Annotated in this window: 23 protein-coding genes; 11 read left to right on the top strand and 12 right to left on the bottom strand. The window is 67.1% G+C overall.

Going from position 1 to position 21,807, the window contains the following annotated elements:
* Positions 1–18 precede the first annotated feature (18 nt).
* Entirely contained in the window at positions 19–1,449 is a 1,431-nt protein-coding gene (locus OK015_RS24420; protein ID WP_268126910.1) for an aldehyde dehydrogenase, read from the top strand.
* A 262-nt stretch (positions 1,450–1,711) separates the two neighbouring features.
* Here the strand turns inward: OK015_RS24420 and OK015_RS24415 are convergent, their stop codons facing one another.
* From OK015_RS24415 to OK015_RS24400, 4 genes are all read right to left on the bottom strand, one after another.
* On the bottom strand, positions 1,712–2,731 hold the full coding sequence (locus OK015_RS24415; RefSeq protein WP_268126908.1) for a cation diffusion facilitator family transporter: 1,020 nt from the start codon (positions 2,729–2,731) through the stop codon (positions 1,712–1,714).
* Complete coding sequence (locus OK015_RS24410) at positions 2,728–3,126, bottom strand: ArsR/SmtB family transcription factor (protein ID WP_268126905.1); 399 nt, start codon at positions 3,124–3,126, stop codon at positions 2,728–2,730. Before OK015_RS24410 ends, OK015_RS24415 begins: the two co-directional genes overlap by 4 nt.
* A gap of 156 nt (positions 3,127–3,282) precedes the next feature.
* A complete protein-coding gene (locus tag OK015_RS24405) occupies positions 3,283–4,128 on the bottom strand; it encodes a mycofactocin-coupled SDR family oxidoreductase (protein WP_268126902.1) in 846 nt (281 codons plus the stop codon).
* A 28-nt stretch (positions 4,129–4,156) separates the two neighbouring features.
* Positions 4,157–6,061 carry a heavy metal translocating P-type ATPase gene (locus OK015_RS24400; protein ID WP_268133053.1) on the bottom strand — a complete coding sequence of 635 codons (1,905 nt, stop codon included), beginning with the start codon at positions 6,059–6,061 and terminating at the stop codon, positions 4,157–4,159.
* Positions 6,062–6,203: 142 nt separating this feature from the next.
* Here OK015_RS24400 and OK015_RS24395 point away from each other — a divergent pair, with 142 nt between their 5' ends.
* On the top strand, positions 6,204–6,557 hold the full coding sequence (locus tag OK015_RS24395) for an ArsR/SmtB family transcription factor (RefSeq protein ID WP_268126900.1): 354 nt from the start codon (positions 6,204–6,206) through the stop codon (positions 6,555–6,557).
* A gap of 123 nt (positions 6,558–6,680) precedes the next feature.
* On the top strand, positions 6,681–6,938 hold the full coding sequence (locus OK015_RS24390; RefSeq protein WP_268126898.1) for a type B 50S ribosomal protein L31: 258 nt from the start codon (positions 6,681–6,683) through the stop codon (positions 6,936–6,938).
* Between the two features lie 20 nt (positions 6,939–6,958).
* Here the strand turns inward: OK015_RS24390 and OK015_RS24385 are convergent, their stop codons facing one another.
* Positions 6,959–7,186: an ANTAR domain-containing protein gene (locus OK015_RS24385; RefSeq protein ID WP_268126896.1), complete on the bottom strand. Its 228-nt coding sequence runs from the start codon at positions 7,184–7,186 to the stop codon at positions 6,959–6,961.
* A 76-nt stretch (positions 7,187–7,262) separates the two neighbouring features.
* Complete coding sequence (locus OK015_RS24380; RefSeq protein ID WP_268126893.1) at positions 7,263–8,405, bottom strand: GTP-binding protein; 1,143 nt, start codon at positions 8,403–8,405, stop codon at positions 7,263–7,265.
* A gap of 181 nt (positions 8,406–8,586) precedes the next feature.
* Here OK015_RS24380 and OK015_RS24375 point away from each other — a divergent pair, with 181 nt between their 5' ends.
* On the top strand, positions 8,587–8,838 hold the full coding sequence (locus tag OK015_RS24375; RefSeq protein WP_268126890.1) for a hypothetical protein: 252 nt from the start codon (positions 8,587–8,589) through the stop codon (positions 8,836–8,838).
* On the opposite strand, the gene OK015_RS24370 is transcribed toward OK015_RS24375, so the two are convergent.
* The gene (locus OK015_RS24370; RefSeq protein WP_268126888.1) at positions 8,835–9,584 is read right to left on the bottom strand and encodes a class I SAM-dependent methyltransferase; all 750 of its coding nucleotides are present in this window, start codon (positions 9,582–9,584) and stop codon (positions 8,835–8,837) included. The two genes, OK015_RS24375 and OK015_RS24370, sit on opposite strands and share 4 nt — an antisense overlap.
* 152 nt (positions 9,585–9,736) lie before the next feature.
* On the opposite strand from OK015_RS24370, the gene OK015_RS24365 reads away from it, so the two are divergent.
* The 5 genes from OK015_RS24365 to OK015_RS24345 all read left to right on the top strand — a co-directional run bounded on the left by OK015_RS24365 (position 9,737) and on the right by OK015_RS24345 (position 13,966).
* A complete protein-coding gene (locus tag OK015_RS24365; protein ID WP_268126886.1) occupies positions 9,737–10,699 on the top strand; it encodes a permease in 963 nt (320 codons plus the stop codon).
* Positions 10,696–11,403 (top strand): TIGR03943 family putative permease subunit, encoded by a 708-nt coding sequence (locus tag OK015_RS24360; RefSeq protein ID WP_268126884.1) that lies wholly within the window; start codon positions 10,696–10,698, stop codon positions 11,401–11,403. Before OK015_RS24365 ends, OK015_RS24360 begins: the two co-directional genes overlap by 4 nt.
* Before the next feature lie 175 nt (positions 11,404–11,578).
* On the top strand, positions 11,579–12,571 hold the full coding sequence (locus OK015_RS24355) for a GNAT family N-acetyltransferase (protein WP_268126881.1): 993 nt from the start codon (positions 11,579–11,581) through the stop codon (positions 12,569–12,571).
* A 26-nt stretch (positions 12,572–12,597) separates the two neighbouring features.
* Positions 12,598–13,281: a DUF5642 family protein gene (locus OK015_RS24350; protein ID WP_268126878.1), complete on the top strand. Its 684-nt coding sequence runs from the start codon at positions 12,598–12,600 to the stop codon at positions 13,279–13,281.
* A gap of 28 nt (positions 13,282–13,309) precedes the next feature.
* Positions 13,310–13,966: a DUF5642 family protein gene (locus OK015_RS24345; RefSeq protein ID WP_268126876.1), complete on the top strand. Its 657-nt coding sequence runs from the start codon at positions 13,310–13,312 to the stop codon at positions 13,964–13,966.
* Here the strand turns inward: OK015_RS24345 and OK015_RS24340 are convergent.
* Complete coding sequence (locus OK015_RS24340) at positions 13,963–14,571, bottom strand: alpha-ketoglutarate-dependent dioxygenase AlkB (RefSeq protein ID WP_268126874.1); 609 nt, start codon at positions 14,569–14,571, stop codon at positions 13,963–13,965. The two genes, OK015_RS24345 and OK015_RS24340, sit on opposite strands and share 4 nt — an antisense overlap.
* Positions 14,572–14,678: 107 nt before the next feature.
* Between OK015_RS24340 and arcA the strand changes: the two genes are divergently transcribed.
* A complete protein-coding gene (arcA, locus tag OK015_RS24335; protein WP_268126872.1) occupies positions 14,679–15,890 on the top strand; it encodes an arginine deiminase in 1,212 nt (403 codons plus the stop codon).
* A gap of 79 nt (positions 15,891–15,969) precedes the next feature.
* On the opposite strand, the gene OK015_RS24330 is transcribed toward arcA, so the two are convergent.
* Complete coding sequence (locus OK015_RS24330; RefSeq protein ID WP_268126870.1) at positions 15,970–17,538, bottom strand: dolichyl-phosphate-mannose--protein mannosyltransferase; 1,569 nt, start codon at positions 17,536–17,538, stop codon at positions 15,970–15,972.
* A gap of 25 nt (positions 17,539–17,563) precedes the next feature.
* Between OK015_RS24330 and rsmI the strand changes: the two genes are divergently transcribed.
* On the top strand, positions 17,564–18,403 hold the full coding sequence (gene rsmI, locus OK015_RS24325; protein WP_268126868.1) for a 16S rRNA (cytidine(1402)-2'-O)-methyltransferase: 840 nt from the start codon (positions 17,564–17,566) through the stop codon (positions 18,401–18,403).
* Here the strand turns inward: rsmI and OK015_RS24320 are convergent.
* From OK015_RS24320 to OK015_RS24310, 3 genes are read right to left on the bottom strand one after another with little or no spacing between them, the layout of a single operon-like run.
* Positions 18,400–19,653, bottom strand: a complete 1,254-nt coding sequence (locus tag OK015_RS24320) for an aminodeoxychorismate synthase component I (RefSeq protein ID WP_268126866.1) — start codon at positions 19,651–19,653, stop codon at positions 18,400–18,402. The genes rsmI and OK015_RS24320 overlap by 4 nt on opposite strands.
* Before the next feature lie 51 nt (positions 19,654–19,704).
* Positions 19,705–20,601: an RNA polymerase sigma-70 factor gene (locus OK015_RS24315; RefSeq protein WP_268126865.1), complete on the bottom strand. Its 897-nt coding sequence runs from the start codon at positions 20,599–20,601 to the stop codon at positions 19,705–19,707.
* On the bottom strand, positions 20,598–21,776 hold the full coding sequence (locus OK015_RS24310; protein WP_268126864.1) for an NAD(P)/FAD-dependent oxidoreductase: 1,179 nt from the start codon (positions 21,774–21,776) through the stop codon (positions 20,598–20,600). Before OK015_RS24310 ends, OK015_RS24315 begins: the two co-directional genes overlap by 4 nt.
* Positions 21,777–21,807 lie beyond the last annotated feature (31 nt).

Below are 21,807 nucleotides of genomic sequence, written 5' to 3'. Positions count from 1 at the left end.
ATACGGAGGCACGCGCGAATGATCGAGCATAGCCAGTTCCTGATCGGTGGGCGGATGGTCGCGCCGCAGACCGCGGAAGTCATCGACGTGATCTCGCCTCACACCGAACAAGTCGTGGGGCGGGTGCCCGCGGGCGCGCCGGCCGATATCGACGCCGCCGTTGCGGCCGCGCGTGCGGCGATGGTCGGCGAGTGGGGCAACTCCACACCGGCCGAGCGGACCGAGGCGATCCGCCGGCTGCTTGACGAAAGTCGCAAGCGGGCAGAGGAACTCGGCATGGCCCAAGTCGTGGAGATGGGCTGCCCGATCTCCCAGGTGCAGCCGGTGATGGTCGAACCCGCCATGGCGCAGCTGGAATACTACGCAGACCTGCTCGCAGACACCGTGTTCGAGGAGCGCCGTAGCGGCGTCGGCGGATCCAGTCTGGTCCGTAAGCGGCCAGTCGGTGTCGTCGGGGCGATCGTGCCGTGGAATGGCCCGCCCATGTTGACGATGATGAAGCTTGCCCCCGCTCTGGCGGCGGGATGCGCGGTGGTGCTCAAGCCGGCCCCGGAAGCCCCGCTGGATGCTTACGTCCTTGCCGAGGCGGCGCTGGCTGCCGGACTGCCCGACGGCGTACTCAATATCGTCCCCGGCGACCGGGTCGTCGGGGAATATCTGGTGACTCATCCCGGCGTCGACAAGGTCGCCTTCACGGGTTCTGGTGCCGCCGGTCGGCGCATCGGCGCGCTGTGCGGCGATCTGCTCCGACCGGTGACCCTCGAGCTGGGCGGGAAGTCCGCCGCGATCATCCTGGACGACGCCGACCTGCAAGCCACGCTCACCGGTTTGGCATTCAACTCGTTCCTCAACAGTGGACAGGTGTGCGCCGCCGACAGTCGGATTCTGCTTCCGCTCAGCCGGCAGGCGGAGTTCACCGAGGCGATCGCGGCGATGGTCGGGTCGTTCAAAGTCGGTGATCCCCTTGACCCGGAGACCTTCATCGGACCACTTGTCGCAGAGCGTCAGCGGGCCAGGGTCGAGTCCTACATCGCCTCCGGTTGGGCCGACGGAGCCCGGGTGATCGTGGGTGGCGGGCGGCCGGCGTCACAGCCCACCGGCTGGTATGTCGAGCCCACCGTGTTTGTCGATGTCGATTCCAGCATGGCCATCGCCCGTGAGGAAATCTTCGGCCCCGTGGTCACGATCATGGCGTATGCCGACGTGGACGAAGCGATTGCCATCGCCAACGACACCGACTATGGGCTCGCAGGCTCGCTATGGACCCAGGACGTCGACCGTGCGCTGGCGCTGTCCGCCCGCATCGATACCGGCACCATGGCGATCAATTCGTTTGGCTGCCAGCCATGTACACCATTCGGTGGGGTAAAGGGCAGCGGCATCGGTCGCGAAGGCGGGCCTGAAGGTCTCGACGAATATCTGTGGTCTCAATCCGTGCTGGGCGTCTGATCAGCAGGGCACGAATGCCGGCAACGATCGGGCACAACGTCGAAGCAGCAGGTCCTCAAAATGCCCCTGCCGTGTCATGGATGACAGCTCATCGCAGTGCTCGGCCAGACCAACGACCCAACGACGCATAAAGTTTGGATCGGTAACAAGTCATCGTGCACCGGCTGCCGCGCCACGGCCAGACTCACCGGGATGCGCCATACACGGCGCACAATACGGCCCCCGACTACTTGCGCTTCAACGCTATTCGACGTTGCACTGGTTAATGCTGATGACGGTGTGACTCGGCGTGCTCGCGATGTTTCTGGGCCGCGTTGGTGCCGCCGGCGGGATAAGCGTGAATCATCGCGGTAGTCAGCTTGGGCACCGCGTGAATCAGGTCGTGTTCGGAGTCGTGCGCAATCTCATGTGCCGCAGCCAGACTCAGCGCGGGGTCGATGTCGAGCTCGGCATCGGCGTGCAACCGGTGCCCAATCCAGCGCATCCGCACACTGCGGACCGCGCGGACACCCGGTCGGGCGGCGAGCACGGCTTCGGCGGTGTCGATCAACGTCGGGTCTACGCCGTCCATCAAACGGCGGAACACGTCGCGCACCGCCGTGTGAAGCACGGCCAGAATGGCGACCGTGATCACCAAGCCGATGATCGGGTCGGCAAGCGGAAAGCCCAGAGCCACACCGCCGGCGCCGATCAGCACCGCCAGGGAGGTAAAGCCGTCGGTGCGGGCGTGCAGGCCGTCGGCGGCGAGCGCGGCCGAGCCGATGCGGCGTCCTACCCGGATGCGGTAGATGGCCACCCATTCGTTTCCGAGGAAGCCGACAAGGCCCGCCACCGCGACCCAGCACACGTGGTCGATGGGCCGTGGATTGATCAGCCGGTCAATGGCCTCATAGGCGGCGATGATCGCCGACAGCGCGATCATAGCGACCACGAACAGCCCCGCGAGGTCTTCCACCCGGCCGAAGCCGTAGGTGTAGCGGCGCGTTGCGACCTTGCTGCTCAACGCAAATGCGATCCACAGCGGCACAGCGGTGAGAGCGTCGGAGAAGTTGTGGATGGTGTCGGCAACCAGCGCGATGGAGCCGGAAAGAAGCACGACGACGATCTGCGCGATCGCGGTCGCGCCCAGGACCAGCAGGCTGACCTTGACCGCGCGAATGCCGTCGGCGCTGGACTCCAGCGCGCTGTCAACGCTGTGGGCGGCGTCGTGGGAGTGCGGCGCAAAGATCTCTTGGATCGCGCCCCACAACCCCTTCGGGTGATCGTGATCGTGATCGTTCATCGCGCTCTGGCCTTTCGCGGCTGACGGTCGGTCGTGATGCCCCGCACGTCCGGGTCGCCGCGGTGGTGGGACGGCACACCGGGGCCGGCGTGCTCGGCGTGGAATACCGCATCGACGACCAACTGGCCGACGTGTTCGTTTTCCAGGCTGTAGAAGATCGTGGTGCCGGACCGGCGGGTGCGTACCAGCCGAGCCATGCGCAGCTTCGCCAGGTGCTGGGACACCGACGGTGCGGGCTTGTCCACCTTTTCGGCGAGGTCGTTGACCGACGACTCGCCCTCGGTCAGTGCCCACAACACTCGAATGCGCGTGTGGTCGGCCAACATTCGAAAGATCTCGACGATCAGGCTGACCTGATCCTCGGCGAGCGGCGCTGCAGCGTTATCTGCATGCATACGTAGATAGTAGCTTATGTAGGAGGCCGGCGTTGCTGACCGACTATGCGGCGACTGTTGAAAGCGATATCGGATGCGATAGCGCATCTGCGAACCGTCTAATGGTCGGCGCGTGTTACTCGTGTGAGGGTGAACGGCCCCCGGGCCACGGACGCCCTAGAACTTCGCGACGGCTCCCGCGTCGACCGGCAGTGCCGCTCCGGTGATGTACTGCGCCTCGTCGGAGGCGAGAAACAGCACGGCGTTGCTCACCGCGCGGGCCTCGATTACCGGCACCGGCAGCATATGGAAGTGACCGATCACCGCGGCCGTGTCGTCCATGGTGGGCTCGGGCAGGTCCGGCCGCAGCGTGCGGTGGAACTGCTCGTTGTCGATCATCGGCGTCAGCACGTTGCCGGGATGGATCGAGTTGACTCTAATCGACTGCGGTGCAAGTTCATTCGCGAGCGAGTTCATCAGGCCGACAACGCCATGCTTTGCGGAGGCGTAATGCGCCATGTATCCGCCGCCACGGAGTCCCAACATGGAGCTCACCAAGATGATGGATCCGCCCCGCCCGTCGGACATATGCGGCACCGCCACCTTGACGGTGTGCCAGACGCCGGTGAGATTGATGTCGAGCATTGTCTGCCAGGCGGCTTCTTCAATCAGCGCGGCGGGCGCGGGACTGCCGCTAATGCCGGCATTGGCCACCACCACGTCAGGCCGGCCCAACTCGTTGATTCCCTGCTGCAGCGCATCGCGAAGGCTCGCGAGGTCTCTGACATCGGCCTTGGCGGTGACGATGCGCCGGTCTAACTTCTCGACCAGCGCCCCGGTTTCCTCGAGATCGGCCTCCGTCGCGCCCGGATAGTTGACGCCTTCGACGTCGGCACACATATCGACGGCAATGATGTCCGCGCCTTCCTCGGCGAGACGGACGGCGTGTTCTCGTCCTTGGCCGCGCGCCGCGCCCGTAATGAACGCGACCTTGCCTGCCACCCTGCCGACGGCGTTCGTCATCGTGACCCTTCCTACCGATCGATTGGTGTCACCGAGACGATATCGCTGAGCGCCAGGCGCGCCCGTTCAGGAGTCGCAAACCGTTGAGCGCGACGATGACCGTGGAGCCTTCGTGGCCCGCGACGCCGAGGGGTAGTGGCAGGTGGCCCAGCAAGTCCCATGCGACGAGCCCGGTGATGAAACTCGCCGCGATGGCCAAGTTGACGACGACGACGCGGCGTGCGCGCCGTGAAAGCGCAACAATCGCCGGGATCGTGGCGAGTTCGTCTCGGACGGTGACGGCGTCGGCGGTTTCCAGCGTCAGGTCGGCTCCGTTGCGGCCCATGGCGATCGAGGCGTGTGCGGCGGCCATGGCGGGCGCGTCATTGATACCGTCACCGACAAACAGCACTCGGTGGCCATCGTTCTGCAGCTGGCGGACGGCGGCGACTTTCTCCTCAGGCAGCAGGTCGGCACGGACATCTGCGATCCCGACCTGTGCGGCCAGCTGCTCCGCTGCCGGCCGAGTGTCGCCGGTCAGCAGGGCCGGCGGGTGGGACGTGAGCGCGGCGATGGCGCGAACCACCACGTCGGTGCCCTCGCGCACGGTGTCGTCGAGTCCGAGGATGCCCACGGGTATCGCATCGACCACGACGAAAACGGCGGTGGTGCCCTGCCGTTCGAGGCTGGTCGCGGCGAGCGGGTTGCCCCGGAATGCTCGCGGGCTGAGAACTTCGATCGCGCGCTCTGCGACATGCGCGCGAACGCCACGGCCGGGAAGCGCCTGAAAATCGTTGGCTTCCAACAAGGTGAGCCCGCGTGCGCGGGCGGCCGTGACGACCGCGCGCCCGAGCGGATGCTCGCTGAACTGCTCTGCGCTGGCGGCTATCCGCAGTACGTCGTCATCGGAGTAGCGGTCGTCAATCGCAGCGACGCTGGTGAGTTGCGGCGTTCCCGTCGTCAGGGTGCCCGTCTTGTCGATGGTGACCGCAGTGGTGTCCGCGAGGTGTTCCATCGCGACCGCCGACTTCACCAGGACACCGTGGCGTCCGGCGTTGGCGATTGCCGAAAGCAGCGGCGGCATGGTGGCCAACACCACCGCGCACGGCGACGCCACGATCATGAACGTCATCGCTCGAAGCAACGTGGACCGTAGGTCGGCGCCGAACGTCAGCGGGACCGCGAACAGGGCCAGGGTCGCCACGACAACGCCCACGGAATAACGTTGCTCGACCTTCTCAATGAACAGTTGTGCCTTGGCTTTGGTGGACGATGCCTCGGCGACGAGGGCAACGATGCGGGCGACGACGGTTTCGGACGGGTCTTTGGTAACGCGAATACGAAGTGCCCCAGCACCATTGAGCGTGCCGGCGAATACCTCGTCATCGACGGACTTGCCGGCCGGCAGGGGTTCCCCGGTCACCGACGATTGATCGACATCGGAGGCGCCATCGACAACGACACCATCCGCGCCGACGCGCTCGCCGGGGCGCACGCTGACGAGGTCACCGATGCAAAGGTCTGCAGCGTTCACCGATTCTTCGATCCCGTCGGCGTCGATACGGACAGCGCGATCGGGTGCCAGGTCGAGCAAGCCCTTGACCGAATCCTCGGTGCGCTTGGTTGCCGCGTCTTCCAATGCTCCCGAGGTGGCGAAAATGACGATCAGCAGCGCGCCGTCAAAGATCTGGCCGATACTCGCCGCACCGATCGCGGCGACCACCATGAGCAGATCGACGTCGAGGATGCGAGACCTTAACGCCTGCAGCCCTTCTAAGGCCGGTGACCAGCCGCCGGTGAGGTAGCACGCCAGGTAGAAAGCCCACCAACTCCAGGAAGGGGCCGCTAGCAGTTGCGCCGCGAGTCCGGCCAAAAACAGAATCAGGGCGACGCTCGCCCACCGCACCGATGGGACCGCCCACAAACCCACGACGCGTGACCGCCCGCTGGCCATCAACGGGGTGCGCGTCGGCGGCACGGTGGTGCAACTCATCGAAGCGGCCCCAATCCCATCGTCACCAACACAGACGATACATTTATACATGTATAGCTCTACATATTTCATACCAGTTGATGGTGCGTGCTTCAATTGAGAAATGGGACACGGAGTCGAGGGCAGGGTGCCGCCACCCGCTGCGCTCGACCTGGCATCGGCAGGCAGGATCGCCGAGACGCTGCAGGCCTTGGCCTCACCCAATCGGCTGATGATCCTGACCCGGCTGCGGCAATCCCCGTGCTCGGTCGGCGACCTGTCGACGGCGGTCGGGATGGAACAGCCGGCCGTGTCTCACCAGTTGCGCCTGCTTCGCGCCCTCGGACTGGTTGCCGGTGACCGCAACGGACGCAACATCGTCTACCGCCTCTACGACAACCACGTCGCTCAATTGCTCGACGAAGCCGTGTACCACATCGATCACTTGCGCCTCGGCGCGAGCGACCCCGGCGCCTGACGCCCCGTTCTACGCGCCCGGGGCGTAGTTGAAAATCATTGTCGACAAGGCCGCCGGAAGGCGGTACCGTTCGACTAGCTCTAATGAAAATGATTATCAATAAATGCTGAAGTGAGGCCGCGGATGAAACCCGACATCCACCCCGATTACCACCCCGTGGTCTTCCAGGATGCAACGACGGGCGCGGCCTTCCTCACCCGATCGACGATGACGAGTTCACGCACGATCGAATGGCCGACGCCGCAGGGCGTGCGGACGTATCCACTTGTCGTGGTAGAGGTCACCTCGGATTCACACCCGTTTTGGACCGGGGGTCGCCGAATCCTGGATACCGCGGGGCAGGTGGAAAAGTTCCGCCGCCGCTACGGCAATCGGCGTTGACGAATCGGACGTCAAGCAAGTCAAGAAGGTTCTTCGCCGGTCACCGCCGGTTGCGGGATCTCGAGCACCGCGGTCCAGTGCGCTATCACCTCGCTGACGGATGGGTCGGAGTTGTCGCTGACCACGTCGAGCAACGCGCGCGAAACTCCGCCTAGCCCGACCCCGCTGGCCCGCGTGGCGGACACCAACGCGTGCAAGGCATCTCGCTGCGAGCAACGACGAATACCCATCAGAACGCCGATTGCCATATCGATTTCACGCCTCGTCCGGTGCTCCCCGGGCCGGTAGCCGTGGGTGTGGGCCATCGCTGTATCTCGCTGTCCGTCAATGGGTGTGAGCGACGCTCCACGGCGGCAACGGATCGGGATAGGCGACCCACCGCCGCGGTCCCTGGGCTAGTTCGGTGTCGGTCAGCAGCGCCGACGCCATGAGGCTCAGTACCCGATCGCGGTCGAGCTCGAGCCCGATGAACACGATCTCCTGGCCGGGGCGAATGTCGGCGGTCGTCCAGTATTGCGCCGGCTCGATTACCAAGTTGGGTCCGGCCTGCGACCAGACTGCCGCGACGCTGGGACGGCTGGCGATCCAGCAGAAACCCTTGCTGCGCAACAACCCTTGCAACTGTTCCAGTGCCGCATGCAGGCGCTGGGGGTGAAAGGGGCGCCGCGCGCGGAACGTCACGCTGCTGATGCCGTATTCCTCGGTCTCGGGCGTGTGACCGCCGTTGATCTCCTGATCCCAGCCCGGTGATTCTGCGGCGAGATCGGGGTCGAACAGGCCGGTGCCCAGTACTTCCTGCAGCGGCACCCGGCCGTGGTCGGTGGGCACGATGCGTGCCGACGGGTTCAGGCGCCTTAACATCGCGGCGGTTCTCGCGCAGGCCTCCTCGCTGACCAGATCGGTCTTGTTGAGCAAGATGACGTCGGCGAATTCGACTTGGTCGACGAGCAGGTCGGCGATGGTGCGGCTGTCGGCGTCGCTGACCGCGAGGTCGCGAGCCGCCAGCTCGTCGCCGCGCGCGAGCTCGCGCAGAAACGTCGACGCGTCAACTACCGTCACCATCGTGTCGAGCTTCGCGACACTCCCGAGGCTGAAGCCGTCTTCGAACTCCCAGCTGAAGGTCGCGGCGACCGGCATCGGTTCGGAGATGCCCGTCGACTCGATCAGCAGGTAGTCGAACCGGCCCGTCGATGCCAGGTGAGCCACCGACTCGATGAGATCTTCGCGCAACGTGCAGCAAATGCAGCCGTTGGTCAGTTCGACCAATTTCTCTTCGGTGCGGTCCAGATAACCCGTTCCGGCGACCAAGGCGGCATCGATGTTGACCTCGCTCATGTCGTTGACGATCACCGCGACCCGTCCGCCTTCGCGGTTCGCCAGCACGTGATTCAGCAGCGTTGTCTTCCCGGCTCCGAGGAAGCCGGACAGGACGGTTACCGGAAGTAGGTCGGAGCGTTGCGAGGCCACGGCTTAATGATAATCATTTTCAATAAGCACGCAACGGCGGCGCACCTGTAGGCCTCAACCCGACGATGCGCGTCCAGCGCCGGCGGGGTCCCGAGTGTGGTCGGAAAAATTTAGCTGAACATTTGATAAGACGGTGTTTCGGCGCGGGATTAGATACGGTGTCGGCTCTAATGTGATGGAGATGAGTATCGAGTACTACCTGCAGAAGGTCCCGGTCGAATCCGTTCAGCCGGGCTTCTCGCTGGCCATTCACGAAGAGGGCGACTACCGGCTGTTCCAGGTCGAATGCACGCAGATGTCGCAACGGGCCGGCCTGCCGACCATGTTCAAGCTCACCTCGGAGCCCGTCAACGGCGGCGATCCGTGGGTCCTGGAGTTTGAGGAGGGCACGCCGGTCGTGCGGATCCTCGGCGTGGCCAAGGCGGCCTCCTAGCGCGTTGCGCCCGATTTTGCGGCAACGACGAACTGCACTGCGCGCTGTGTCTGCTGCTCGATGTCGACGAGCCCGGCCGACGAGAACAGATCGACGAAGTCACGTCGGCCGAACACCGTCAGGCCAATCGTGCGCGCGGCCGCGGTCATCAGCTGCCGCACCGGCGCCGCTTCGCGCGCATAGCTGGTCAGGATCGCGATCCGGCCCCCGGGTTTGACTACCCGCACCATCTCACCGGCGACGCGGAACGGCTCGGGCATCAGGTACAGCGCACCGAAACAACAGACGGCGTCGAAGGTCTCATCGTGGAACGGCAACATGCGGGCATCGCCGCGGACATAACACGTTCGCGGCCCGCTGTTGTCGGCGACGGCCCGCGTCAGCATCGACTCGGAGATGTCGAACCCCACCGCGAGGCCGCCGTCGGGCAGTTCCGTGGCCAGGGGAGCGGTGAAATTGCCTGGGCCACAAGCAACATCGAGCAACCGTTCGGCGGTCGGCAGCCGCAGTGCGGACGCCGCCCGGCGCTGTTCGGCCCGGTGGGTGAGGCCGCTGGCGACGTAAAAGGCGGTCGGCCGCCACAGCCTTTGGTAGACCGTCGCGACGAAGGGGCTGTTCATCGCGCGCTGCGCGACGGTCGGTACCGGCGCGCTCGTCGATTCGCCCAACACGTCGAGAAAACCGTGCCGCAGCTGGGCGGTCCGGCTCATGAGGCCGCGGGTCAACTCGACCGAATCCTGGCTCATTGCGATGCACGCTAATCCGCGGGGCCGCCACGCCGGTGCCCCGGGTGCGGGCACCCGCCGGGACCACAGTGATAATCGTTTTCATCAACTGTCATGAGATCTCAAGCCGGGTGCGTTAGGTGAGGGCCGAGCGTCGATCGCGTTTCGGGTCGATGGAAGTCCTGGTCTTCGGCTTGGTGGGGTTCGCCATCGCGGGGACATGGCTGCGCGCCATCGTCGCGAACAGCGACTCCTTGGCCACCGCGGGAACCGTGTTCTGCGGCGTCTTCGTCCAGGCCTTGCCCTTCCTGGGCTTGGGGGTGGTGGTCAGCGGATTGATAGCGGTGTTCGTGTCGCCCGAGCGGCTGGTGCGCTGGCTGCCGCGCCGGCCCGCGACGGCGGTGCTTGCCGCCGGTGTCGCCGGGGCCGCGCTGCCGGGCTGCGAGTGCGGCTCGGTGCCGGTGGCGCGCCGGCTCTTCGGCGACGGCGGGGTGGCGGGGGCCGCGGCCTTGACGTTCATGCTCGCCGCGCCCGCCATCAATCCGGTCGTGGTGGTCGCGACGGCCGTCGCGTTCCCGGGGCAGCCGAGGATGGTCATCGCCCGGGTCGCCGCGTCGCTGCTGACCGCGGTCGTGATGGGCTGGGCGTGGTCGCGGTGGGGCCGCACCGAGTGGATCACCCGCCGACTTCCGCCGCACGAGTCGCACGGCCCGGGGACGCAGTCGAAGTGGCTGCTGTTCTGCGAAGTGGCCCGGCACGATTTTCTGCAAGCCGCGGCCTACCTCGTGGTGGGCGCCGCCGCCGCGGCGGCCCTGCACGTGCTGGTGCCGTCGTGGATCTTCGAAAACGTCGGCGCGCACCTGATGCTGGGTGTCCTCGCCATGGCGGCGCTCGCGGTAGTACTGGCGGTGTGCTCGGAGGCCGATGCGTTCGTGGCCTCCAGCCTGACGATGGTTCCCCTGGTTCCGCGGCTGGTGTTCCTGGTGGTCGGGCCCGCCGTCGACGTCAAGCTGCTGGCGATGCAGTCCGGCATCTTCGGGCGGCCGTTCGCTTCCCGTTTCGCCCCCGCAACCCTGGTCGTCGCCACCGTGGTGGCCACCCTGGTCGGCGTGCTCCTGCTGGGTGGCGCTCGATGAAGCGCGAAACCGAGAACACGATTCTGCTGCTGGTCGGGCTGAGCATCGGGCTGATCGTGGCCACCGGCGTTTTTACCCGCTATGTCAAGCCCACGCTGTTGCCATGGCTGGTACTCACCGCCGCGCTCCTGATCGGGCTCGCATTGGTGGCCATCGCCTCCGACATTCGTCGTGGCGGCCGCGATGCCGAAGACGGGCACTCCCACCGCGGCGGCGTGGTGTGGTTGCTCGCCGTGCCCATCGTGGTGCTGATCTTTGTGACGCCCCCGGCCTTGCGGCCCCAAGCCGCCACTGGGTCGGTGACTAATGTCTCCAATGATGTTCTGCGGACGGCATTTCCGCCATTGCCACCAGGGCGGGCGCCGGAAGTCTCGCTGGCGGAGGCGGTGGTGCGGGCGGCCAACGACAGCACGGGATCGCTGGACAACCGGCTGATCACGGTCACCGCTTTCGCCCTCAACGAACCCGGCGGCATCGACCTTGCCCGTATTGTCATCATCTGTTGCGCCGCCGACGCCCAGCTGGCCCGCATCCATCTGCGCGATCACGACGGCGCCAGCGCCTTCGCCTTCCCCGACAACACCTGGCTGCGGGTGGAGGGCGTGGTGATTCCGGCCGAGCGCCAACCCCATACGCCGCCGATCCCCACGCTGCGGGCCGTCTCGGTCACGCCCGTCGCCGCGCCGGCGAACCCCTATGCGTGACCGCACGTCCTTGCCGCGGCGAGCAGCCACCTCATAACCTGGGCAATATCGGACCGTGTCCAGCTGTCCCATCCGGGCGCGGTAGACGAAGGCAATGCAGGCGGGCGGTCATGGCAGATCGATCATCGCGAGTCGCGGGCCGGTGCCGCCGCCGCGGAGTGCCCGGATTGCCGCTGTGGCCGAATTGATCGGTGCGCGGGCGGAAGAACTCGCCGCGATGGACATCTTCGAGGGATGCGCCGTCGAAGACTTGGAGCCGTTGGCGGCCTGCCTGCAGCCGCTGCGTGCCGCGGCGGGTCAGGTGCTGATGCAGCAGGGCGAGCAGGCCGTTTCGTTCCTGCTCATCTCCTCGGGCACCGCCGAGATCAGACACACCGGTGTCGACGGCGCGGTGGCCATCGGCGAGACTGGCGCGGGCTCGCTGATCGGCGAGATCGCCCTGCTCCGCGACAGCCCGCGGATCGCGACCGTCACCACGGCCGAACCGTTGTCCGGCTGGATCGGCGACAACGACGCCTTCGACCGACTGCTGTACATCCCGGGCATCATGCCCCGGTTATTGCGGATGGTGCGCCAGCGCCTCGCCGCCTTCGTCAAGCCCATCCCGATCCGGATGCGCGACGGCACTCACCTGCAGCTGCGCCCGGTGCTTCCCGGCGACGACGTGCGGACCGTGCACGGTCATATCCAATTCTCCAGCGAGACGCTGTACCGGCGGTTCATGACGGCTCGGCTGCCGTCGGCGGCATTGATGCACTACCTGTCCGAGGTCGACTACGTCGACCACTTCGTTTGGGTGGTGACCGACGGTGACGATCCGGTAGCCGACGCGCGTTTTGTCCGCGACGAAAACGATCCGACGGTCGCCGAGATCGCGTTCACCGTCGCCGACGCCTACCAGGGCCGGGGGATCGGCAGCTTCCTGATCGGTGCGCTGTCGATCGCCGCCAGGATCGACGGAGTCGAAAGGTTCTCCGCGCGAATGCTTTCCGACAACTTGCCGATGCGCAAGATCATGGACCGCTACGGCGCGGTTTGGCAGCGCGAAGACGTCGGGGTCATCACGACCGTCATCGACGTGCCGCGCCGGCGCCACCTGGGCATCAAGGGTGACTTGGCCGACGAGATCAAACGCGTCGCCCGCCAGGTGATCGAGGCACTCGGCTGAGTCGGCGTCTCGTGATATCAACGGGCATGCGGCGGTTCTGGATTGGCCCGGTGCTGCCGTTGCTGCTCGCGCTGCTGATTGCCGCGTGCGGTGCACATTCGCCGGCGCGCCGACCACCGGCGGCGTCCTCGCCTCCGGCGCGCGGCAGCGTCATCAACCCCGGCAACATCAAACGCGTCGTTCGCGACCTGCCGCCCGGTTACGAGGTCACCAGTGGCATCCCCCGCGCGGCCTCACCGCGGGCGATCTGGGGTCTGGACGCCGACGCGGCATCCAAGCCCGGGGTATGCGCCGCGCTCGCCGATCCCGGCAAGGGAAGCGACCAATCCGCGCAGGGTTTGTCCGCCTCGGGCCCGGGCGGCATCATCGACGCCGTGGTGGTGACTTTGCCCGACGCTGACCTGGACCGCGACGTCGTCGACACCTGTGGTCAGTGGGCCATGACCGCCGCGCGCACCACCGCCACCGTCCGGCTCACCGAACCGCCACACATCGACGGTGCGCAAACCCTCGGCATGGTCGTCGACGTCAAATCCAGTGTCGAGTCGGGCACCGAAATCGATTCGCGGGCATATACATTCATCGCATACCTGGGCGGCTTCTACGCCTTCACCACACTGACCACGGATCCGGGTTCGGCGTTGCCGGCATTGCCGCCGCAATTCGCCGCCGATCTGCTCGTCAAAACGGTGTCCACGTTGCGCAGCTGAACGTCCGGCTTTGGGTAGATTAGCCACGGTGTCCAAGCTGGTATGCGCGATCGGGGCCGCCTGCGTGCTGGCCGGATGCTCGTCGAATAGCACTACCGCGACAAGCGCCGACATCGCCAAGGTCGTGTCGGTGAAGTCGAGCTTTGGGCCCGAGTTCAAGGTCACCGACATCTCGGAACGGGCGATCGATCCCAAGCTGCTGTCCGCCCGCAAGCTGCCCGACGGGCTGAAGTTCGAACCGGCCAACTGTGCGAAGTTGGCGTCGGGGCCGGATATGCCGCCGGACGTGCAGGGCAACATGGCCGCGGTGTCCGCCGAGGGCGATGGTGACCGCTATGTCGTCATCGCGGTGGAGACCTCCAAGCCGCTGCCGATCAACGACCCGGGCAAGGACTGCAACAAGGTCGCGTTCTCGGGCGGCCAGGTGCGTGGCGGCCTCGAGGTCATCGACGCGCCGCACATCGACGGGACAAACACGTTCGGCGTGCACCGCGTCCTGCAAGCGGTGCTTGCCGGTGGCGCCCGCACCGGCGAGCTCTACGACTACTCCGCGCAGTTCGGCGACTACCAGGTGATTGTGATCGCCAATCCGCTCGTCGTCCCGGACCAGCCGGTCGCCAAGGTCGACACACAACGGGCCCGTGACCTGCTCGTCAAAGCGGTGACCGCGATCCGCACGTCCTAGCGCACGTCGCGGGGCCGGAACTGGATGCTGACCCGCGGGCCCTTGCGCAACGAGGTCTTCGGAACGGCATGCTCCCAGGTGCGCTGACAGGATCCGCCCATCACCAGCAGGTCGCCGTGCGCCTGCGGCAGCCGCAACGATGCCCCGCCGCCGCGCCGGCGCAGCGCGAACGTTCGAGTGGCACCGAGACTGATGATCGCCACCATGGTGTCCTCGGAGCTACTGCGGCCAATCGTGTCGCCGTGCCAGGCGACGCTGTCGGAGCCGTCTCGGTAGCAGCACAACCCGATCGTGGTGAAGGGCTCGCCGAGTTCGCCCGCGTAGATGTCGTTGAGCCGGCGGCGCAGGCGCCCCAGCAGCGGGTGGGGCGGGTCCTCGACGGTCAGGTCGTGAAAGCTCACCAGCCGCGGCACGTCGACCACCCGGTCGTACATTTGGCGGCGCTCCGCGCGCCACGGGATCGTCGACAACAGCGCGTCGAGCAGCTCTTGCGCACCGGATGGGTCGTCGCTGAGCCAGCCTGCGCGAATCTCGATAAAAGCACCGTCGCCGAGGTGCCGTCGCTCGGTGTGCTCGAACAGCGAGCCCTGTACCGCGGTCCCCACGTCGCACATCTTATCGCACATCCGTTCGACTGATCGGGACTCGCCGGGCCACCAGCACGCCTCGGGTGTGACGCGACGGGCGCGATCGGCGCGGCTACGGTTTAACTGTGGGTGTTATTGAGCTGAGCACCAATTCCGAAGTAGGCACGCTACGGATCGTGATCCTGCACCGCCCCGGTGCCGAGCTGCAGCGACTCAATCCGCGCAACAACGACCAGCTGCTTTTCGACGGATTGCCGTGGGTGGCTCGTGCGCAGGAGGAACACGACCAGTTCTCCGAGTTGCTGAGGTCCCGGGGCGTGGAAGTGCTGCTGCTGTCCGACCTGCTGACCGAGGCGCTTCACCACAGCGGAGCCGCCCGGATGCAGGGCGTTGCGGCCGCCGTGGACGCGCGCCGGCTCGGAGTGCCACTGGGGCAAGAGCTTTCGGCATACCTGCGTGGCCTGGAGCCGGCCAAGTTGGCGCACGTGCTGATGGCCGGCATGACGTTCAACGAGCTGCCCGCCGATACCCGGACCGACGTGTCCCTGGTGCTTCGCATGCACCACGGCGGAGATTTCGTCATCGACCCACTGCCCAACCTGGTGTTCACTCGGGACTCGTCGATATGGATCGGGCAGCGGGTGGTGATCCCGTCGCTGGCGCTGCGCGCGCGGGCACGAGAGGCGTCGCTGACCGACCTCATCTATGCCCACCACCCACGGTTCACCGGTGTGCGCAAGGCTTACGAATCGAGATCCGCTCCCGTCGAGGGCGGGGACGTACTGTTGCTTGCTCCCGGTGTCATTGCGGTCGGCGTGGGCGAGCGGACCACCCCGGCCGGTGCGGAAGCGTTGGCGCGCAGCCTGTTCGACGACGATCTTGCTACCACGGTGCTCGCCGTTCCGATCGGGCAGCAGCGTGCGCAGATGCACCTGGACACGGTCTGCACGATGGTCGACACCGACACGGTCGTCATGTACGCGAACGTCGTCGACACGCTTTCGGCATTCACAATCCAACGCGCAGCCGACGGTGTGAACATCAGCGATGAGACGCCCTTTTTAGAGGCGGCGGCCAAGGCGATGGGGATCGATAAGCTGCGCGTCATCGACACCGGTCTGGATCCCGTCGTCGCCGAGCGCGAGCAGTGGGACGACGGCAACAACACGCTGGCGCTGGCGCCTGGCGTCGTCGTCGCCTACGAGCGCAACATGCAGACCAACGCGCGCCTGCAGGATGCCGGCATCGAGGTGTTGTCGATCGCGGGGTCCGAATTGGGCACCGGCCGTGGCGGTCCGCGGTGCATGTCGTGCCCGGTCGCCCGCGACGCGCTCTAAACATGCCGCGAAACTGCAACTGGCAACGCGTTTCTCGAGTAGGGCCGTGGCCGGTTGCAGTCTCGACGCGAAGAGCGGGCTAGCGCCAGCTGGGCAGCCAGATCTCCATGTCCCAGGTCTGCTGCGAGATGGGCAGACCGGTGAGCACCGGAAACAACCAGGCGAAGTTCGTTACCACCAGAGCGACATAAAAGCTCACGATGATGAGTCCCAGGGTGCGCCGCTCTGCGGTTTGGCCCGGGCGATAGAGAATGTCACCGCAGATCAACGCGAGGGCCATCACCAGGAACGGCGCCATCGTCGCCGCGTAGAAGAAGTACATCTGCCGGTCGATGTCGGCGAACCACGGCAGCCACCCGGCGCAGTAACCGACCAGGACCACCGCGTAGCGCCAGTCCCGCCGGACGGCCGATCGCCACAGGGCATACACCAGCACCGGCACCGCCAGCCACCACATCGCTGGTGTGCCGACCAGCATCTCGGCCTTAACGCACGATTGCGCCCCGCACCCGCCCACGTTCTGCTGATCGATCGCGTAGAGCACCGGCCGCAGCGACATCGGCCAGCTCCACGGTTTGGATTCCCACGGGTGGTAGTTGCCCGCCGAATTCGTCAGGCCCGCATGGAATTGCAGCGCCTTCGCGCTGTAATGCCACAGCGAGCGCAACGCGTCGGGCACCGGAAAGTTGCTCTGCGGACCGATCGTCTGGCCCACCTCGTGTCGGTCGATCGCGGTCTCGGACGCAAACCACGGCGCGTAGCTGGCCAGGTACACCGCGATCGGGATCAGGCCCAGCGCGTAGCCAGTGGGGACCAGGTCACGCCGCAGTGCCCCCAGCCACGGTCTCACCACCTGATATTGGCGCCGCGCGGCCACGTCGAACGCCAGCGACATCACGCCGAAGAACACCACAAAGTAGAGGCCGGACCACTTTGTCCCGCAAGCCAATCCGAGGAGGACACCCGCCAAGAACCGCCACCAGCGCACGCCGAGTCGCGGCCCCCACGGGGTATCGGCGGTGCGGCCTTCCAGCAGCGCGACGTGCATGCGCCGGCGCACCTCGTCGCGGTCGACGATCAGGGCGCCGAACGCCGCGACCACGAAGAAGGTGAGCAGGCCGTCAAGCAGCGCGGTGCGCGAGGCGACGAAGCTGACGCCGTCGCAGATGCACAGCACTCCGGCGATCGCGCCGACCAGCGTCGAGCGGCTGATTCGCCGCACGATCCGCATCACCAGCGTCACCATCACCATGCCGAGCAGCGCGCCGGTGAATCGCCAGCCCACTCCGTCATAGCCGAAGATCGCCTCGCCGATCGCGATCAGTTGCTTGCCCACCGGTGGGTGGACGACCAGACCGAACCCGGGGTTGTCCTCCACCCCGTGGTTGTGCAGCGCCTGCCACGCCTGAGGCGCGTAGTGCTTCTCGTCGAAGATCGGTGTACCGGCATCGGTCGGCGACCCCAGATTGACGAATCGGGTGATCGCCGCCAGCAGGGTGATGACGCCGGTGACCACCCAGCCGCGGATGTGGTCGGTCGGCCCGAAATCCGCGACCGGAACCAACGGTCCCGGGCTGACGACGGGGACGACGCGCTCCTTGACGGCGCTATCCACGGTCAAGGAGGCTTCGCTGGGCGGGGCGGACATCGGTGTCGATCGTAGGCTGTCCGTCATGTCCCACGGTCGCCTATTGCTGGGTGCGACCCCGCTCGGCCAGCCTTCGGATGCCTCACCGCGCCTGATCAGGGCGCTGGGCGAGGCCGATGTGGTGGCCGCCGAGGACACCCGGCGGGTGCGAACGTTGGCCAAGGCGCTCGACGTCCGGATCGCCGGTCGGGTGGTCAGCTTGTTCGACCAGGTCGAGGCCGCGCGGGTGCCCGCGCTGGTCGAGGAGATCAAGGCCGGTGCCACGGTGCTGGTGGTCAGCGACGCCGGAATGCCGTTGATCAGCGACCCCGGCTACCGGATGGTCGTGGCGTGCGTCGAGGCCGGGATCGCGGTGACGTGCTTACCCGGACCGTCCGCGGTGACCACCGCGCTGGCCGTGTCCGGTCTGCCGTCGGAGAAGTTCTGCTTCGAGGGTTTCGCCCCGCGCAAGGGTGGGGCGCGCAAGACGTGGCTGGCCTCGCTGGCCGACGAACGGCGCACCTGCGTGTTCTTCGAGTCGCCGCGCCGGCTGGCGGCGTGCCTGCTCGATGCTGTCGAGCAGCTCGGCGGTGCACGCTCCGCGGTGATCTGCCGTGAGCTGACCAAGGTGCACGAGGAAGTGGTGCGTGGGTCGCTCCAGGAGCTGGCGACATGGGCGGCCGACGGCGTGCTCGGCGAAATCACGGTCGTGCTGGCCGGCGCGAGCCCGTCCGCCGACGTGGCGTCGCTGGTGGCTCGGGTGAAAGACCTCGTTGCCCAAGGGGTTCGCGTCAAGGAGGCCTGCACCGAGGTGGCCGCGGCCCACCCGGGCGTGCGTTCCCGACAGCTCTACGAGGAGGTGGTGCGGGCGCGCCGCCAGGACTAGCCCACCGAGGCGGCGGGTGCGGTGCACGGCCACCCGACGACGGGAGCGGCCTTGTGCAGGCATTCCTCCCATTCGGCGTCGGGGTTCGAATCGGCGGTGATGCCGCCGCCGACGCCCAGTACGGCGGTTCCGGCGTCGTCGAACTCCACGGTGCGGATCGCGACATTCAGCTCGCATCCGGCGATCGGCGACGCTAAACCGACTGTGCCGCAATATATCCCGCGGCGATGCGATTCCCATTGCGAAATCAATTGGCGAGCACGATGTTTGGGGGTGCCGGTGACCGATGCGGGCGGGAAGGCGGCGTCCAGCAGTGCCGACGTCGGCAGCTCGACCCGCACCTGAGCCGAGACCGTGGATACCAAGTGCCACACGCCCGGCGCGCGTCGCACCACCAGCAGCTCGGGCACCTTGACCGTGCCGGTGACCGCGACCCGGCCGAGGTCGTTGCGCACCAGGTCCACGATCATGATGTTCTCGGCCACCTCTTTGGGCGAGGCGCGCAACGCCGACGGCCAGGCGTCCAGCGGCAGCGTTCCCTTGATCGGGCTCGACATCACCACCGTGCCGTGGCGGCGCAAAAACAGCTCGGGCGACAGCGACGCGACCGCACCCCAGCGGCCGGCGACATAGGCCGCGCGGGCCGGCGACGTGCGCGCGACACCGTCGATGAAGAAGTCCAGCGAGGACCCGGTGACCGCCCCGGTAAATCGAGTGCATACACACGCCTGGTAGACCTCACCCGCGCGAATCGCCTCCAGGCAGGCCAGCACCGCGCCGCGGTGCGCCTTCCGGTCGGCGATGTCCCACTCGATCCGGCACTCGCGCGCCGCGCCCGGCGCCGCGGATAGCGCGGCGGCCAGCCACTCCGGCATCTCCGCCCCGGAGAGGCTTTCGTACCACCAGCATCCGTCCCGGTCGCGGCGCAGCACGCAGTCGGTCCAGCCGCCGGCGGCCTCCGGGATCCGGTGCGGGCGCCCGTCGGCGCCGGCGTCCGGATAGGACAGATAGCCAAGCCAGCCACCGCCCACCGTGGGGGAGTCGCTGGCCGGCGCGCCCAGCTGGACCGCGAAAGCGTCGGCCGCATCCACCGGGCGCACCGCCAGGCTAGGCGCGATGACCGCCAGCGCACCGAACCATTCGCCGGTCAGAGCCGCGGGCGGCGGCAGACCGAGCCGGGCGGTGGCATCACCGATCGCGCGCAGCACACGGGGTGCCTCGCCGAGGCTGCCGAGCCGGTCGATTCGCACTGCCCTAGCTTGACAGAACGGTGAATTTTCGCACCCTAGGGCCGGCGTCGCTCAGCCGCGGCTGATGTCGCGGGCGGTCGCCAGGGCAGCCAGCTTGTCCGGATTTCGCATCACGTAGAAGTTGGTGATCAAGGCGTCGGCGATCTCGAGCGTGACCACCATCGAGAGTTCGTCTTCGAGGTAGAACAACACCGCCGGAGCACTGTTGCAGGTAACCAGCTCGACGCGCATTCCGGTTCCGGCCTTGCGCACCAGCCCGGTAATGGCCCTGGCCACCTTGTCCGCGCCGACCACCGGCCGCCGCGCCGCGGACACCTTGCCGCCGCTGTCGGCCATCCAGGTCGCATCCGGGGCGAGCATCGCCATCAGCGCTTCCACGTCGCCGCTGGCCGCGGTGGTCAGGAACTGGGCGGTGATCGCGGCGTTGCGCTCCGGGTCGACGTTGTCGAAGCGCTTGCGGCGCGCCCGGACGTGTTCGCGGGCCCGGTGGGCGACCTGGCGGACCGTCGGCGCCGGCTTGCCCACCGCGTCGGCTATCTCCCCGTAGTCGAAGCCGAACACCTCGCGCAAGACGAACACCGCCCGCTCGTCGGGGCTCAGTGTTTCCAGCAGCACCAGCATCGCCATCGAAACCGATTCCGCCAGAACGACATCGGTCGACGGGTCCTGGTCGTCGAGCAGCAGTGGCTCGGGCAGCCACGGACCGACGTACTCCTCGCGGCGACGGGCGCCGGCCCGCAACGCGTTGAGTGCCTGGCGGGTTACCAGCTGGGCCAGGTACGACTTCGTGTCGTGCACCGTCGACAGGTCGACATCCGCCCACCGCAGATAGCTGTCCTGCAATACGTCGTCGGACTCGGTGGCCGAGCCGAGGATTTCGTAGGCGATGGTGAACAGCAATGGGCGCAGCAGCGTGAACCGTTCCGCATGCCCGCCGGTCGCGATCACTTGATCGCGACCCGCTGCTCGGCCGGTTGAGCAGGCCGGCTACCGCCCTTGAGCCAGTAGTACGAGCCGGGTTTGGCGGCCTCGCGCCGGATGGCCCACAGCGTGCCACGGCAGATCTTTTCCTTGATCGCGGCGGTGGTTCGACCGCCGAGGGCCATGTTCACCGGCGAGTCGTCGGTCCGCGCGAACTGCAGCGTGCCGTGCCTGCGGCCGATGCTGATGCACTGCCCGACGAATGCCTGGTTGAGTGCCGCGGGGGTCTCCCCGGCGATCCGGGCGAGCACGGTCTCCGCGGCCTGGGCGCCCAGCGGTTCGGCGGCCTGGCAGCTCATCCGCAGCGGCTCACCGGACGGCGCGGCGGCGTCACCCGCGGCGACGATGCGGCCGTCGTCGACGCTGGTCAGCGTCTCGTCGGTGAGCAGCCGGCCCAGCTCATCGGTGCGCAGACCGCTGCGGCTGGCCAGATCCGGCACGGCGAACCCGGCCGTCCACACGGTCGCCGCGCTGGGCAGCACCGCGCCGTCGCTGAGCACCACGCTGTCCCAGCGCACCTCGCTGGCGGCCACGGGCTCGAGGATGTTGACGTTGAGTTGGCGCAGTTGCCTGGCCACCGAGCGCCGGCCCCGCTTGCTCAGCGACGTCCCGAGCGTGCCGCCGCACGCCAGGGTCACCGGGCGGCCCTGCTCGGCCAGCTCGGAGGCCGTTTCAATGCCGGTCAACCCACCGCCGACCACGGTGATGGGCGCACCGAGCGGCAGGTCGGCGAGCGCGTAGCGCAGCCGCTGCGCGCTTTCCAGGTCGGAGATCGAATGGGCGAATTCGGCCGCACCGGGCACCGATTCCTGGGCGGGCACCGCGCCCGTGCTGCCGACGGCGTAGATCACGTAGTCGTAGTTGAGCGCGGTTCCGGAGGTCAGCACCAGGCGCCGGGCAGCGGTGTCGATCCGCTCGACGGCGTCGACGACCAGCTGGATTCCGTCGCCCAGCAGCGTGCCGTAATCGGCGGTCGCGGCGCCGGTGTCGGCGACCAGCTGGTGCAAGCGGATTCGCTCGACGAAAACCGGTCGGGGATTCACCAGGGTGATCTCGATGTCCGGCTGCTGCCGCAGGCGATTGGCCGCGAGGGTGCCGGCGTATCCGCCGCCGATGACCACGACGTGAGTGCTCTTGGTCATTGCTGTCTCCTACTCTCCTTGGGACTTGTGC

The organism is Mycobacterium sp. Aquia_216 (assembly GCF_026723865.1).
Classification (GTDB): domain Bacteria; phylum Actinomycetota; class Actinomycetes; order Mycobacteriales; family Mycobacteriaceae; genus Mycobacterium.
The sequence above is the reverse complement of the archived record's forward strand: the minus strand, read 5'-3'. Positions and strand labels throughout refer to the sequence as shown.

Coding starts and splice junctions, on each gene's coding strand:
- OK015_RS24410 (WP_268126905.1), bottom strand. CDS start 3,126: ATGCATGCAGATAACGCTGCAGCGCCGCTCGCCGAGGATCAGGTCAGC.
- OK015_RS24400 (WP_268133053.1), bottom strand. CDS start 6,061: ATGGCCAGCGGGCGGTCACGCGTCGTGGGTTTGTGGGCGGTCCCATCG.
- OK015_RS24420 (WP_268126910.1), top strand. CDS start 19: ATGATCGAGCATAGCCAGTTCCTGATCGGTGGGCGGATGGTCGCGCCG.
- OK015_RS24310 (WP_268126864.1), bottom strand. CDS start 21,776: ATGACCAAGAGCACTCACGTCGTGGTCATCGGCGGCGGATACGCCGGC.
- OK015_RS24365 (WP_268126886.1), top strand. CDS start 9,737: ATGGAAGTCCTGGTCTTCGGCTTGGTGGGGTTCGCCATCGCGGGGACA.
- OK015_RS24395 (WP_268126900.1), top strand. CDS start 6,204: ATGGGACACGGAGTCGAGGGCAGGGTGCCGCCACCCGCTGCGCTCGAC.
- OK015_RS24390 (WP_268126898.1), top strand. CDS start 6,681: ATGAAACCCGACATCCACCCCGATTACCACCCCGTGGTCTTCCAGGAT.
- OK015_RS24350 (WP_268126878.1), top strand. CDS start 12,598: ATGCGGCGGTTCTGGATTGGCCCGGTGCTGCCGTTGCTGCTCGCGCTG.
- OK015_RS24360 (WP_268126884.1), top strand. CDS start 10,696: ATGAAGCGCGAAACCGAGAACACGATTCTGCTGCTGGTCGGGCTGAGC.
- rsmI (WP_268126868.1), top strand. CDS start 17,564: ATGTCCCACGGTCGCCTATTGCTGGGTGCGACCCCGCTCGGCCAGCCT.
- OK015_RS24415 (WP_268126908.1), bottom strand. CDS start 2,731: ATGAACGATCACGATCACGATCACCCGAAGGGGTTGTGGGGCGCGATC.
- OK015_RS24385 (WP_268126896.1), bottom strand. CDS start 7,186: ATGGCAATCGGCGTTCTGATGGGTATTCGTCGTTGCTCGCAGCGAGAT.
- OK015_RS24330 (WP_268126870.1), bottom strand. CDS start 17,538: ATGTCCGCCCCGCCCAGCGAAGCCTCCTTGACCGTGGATAGCGCCGTC.
- OK015_RS24370 (WP_268126888.1), bottom strand. CDS start 9,584: ATGAGCCAGGATTCGGTCGAGTTGACCCGCGGCCTCATGAGCCGGACC.
- OK015_RS24405 (WP_268126902.1), bottom strand. CDS start 4,128: ATGACGAACGCCGTCGGCAGGGTGGCAGGCAAGGTCGCGTTCATTACG.
- OK015_RS24375 (WP_268126890.1), top strand. CDS start 8,587: ATGAGTATCGAGTACTACCTGCAGAAGGTCCCGGTCGAATCCGTTCAG.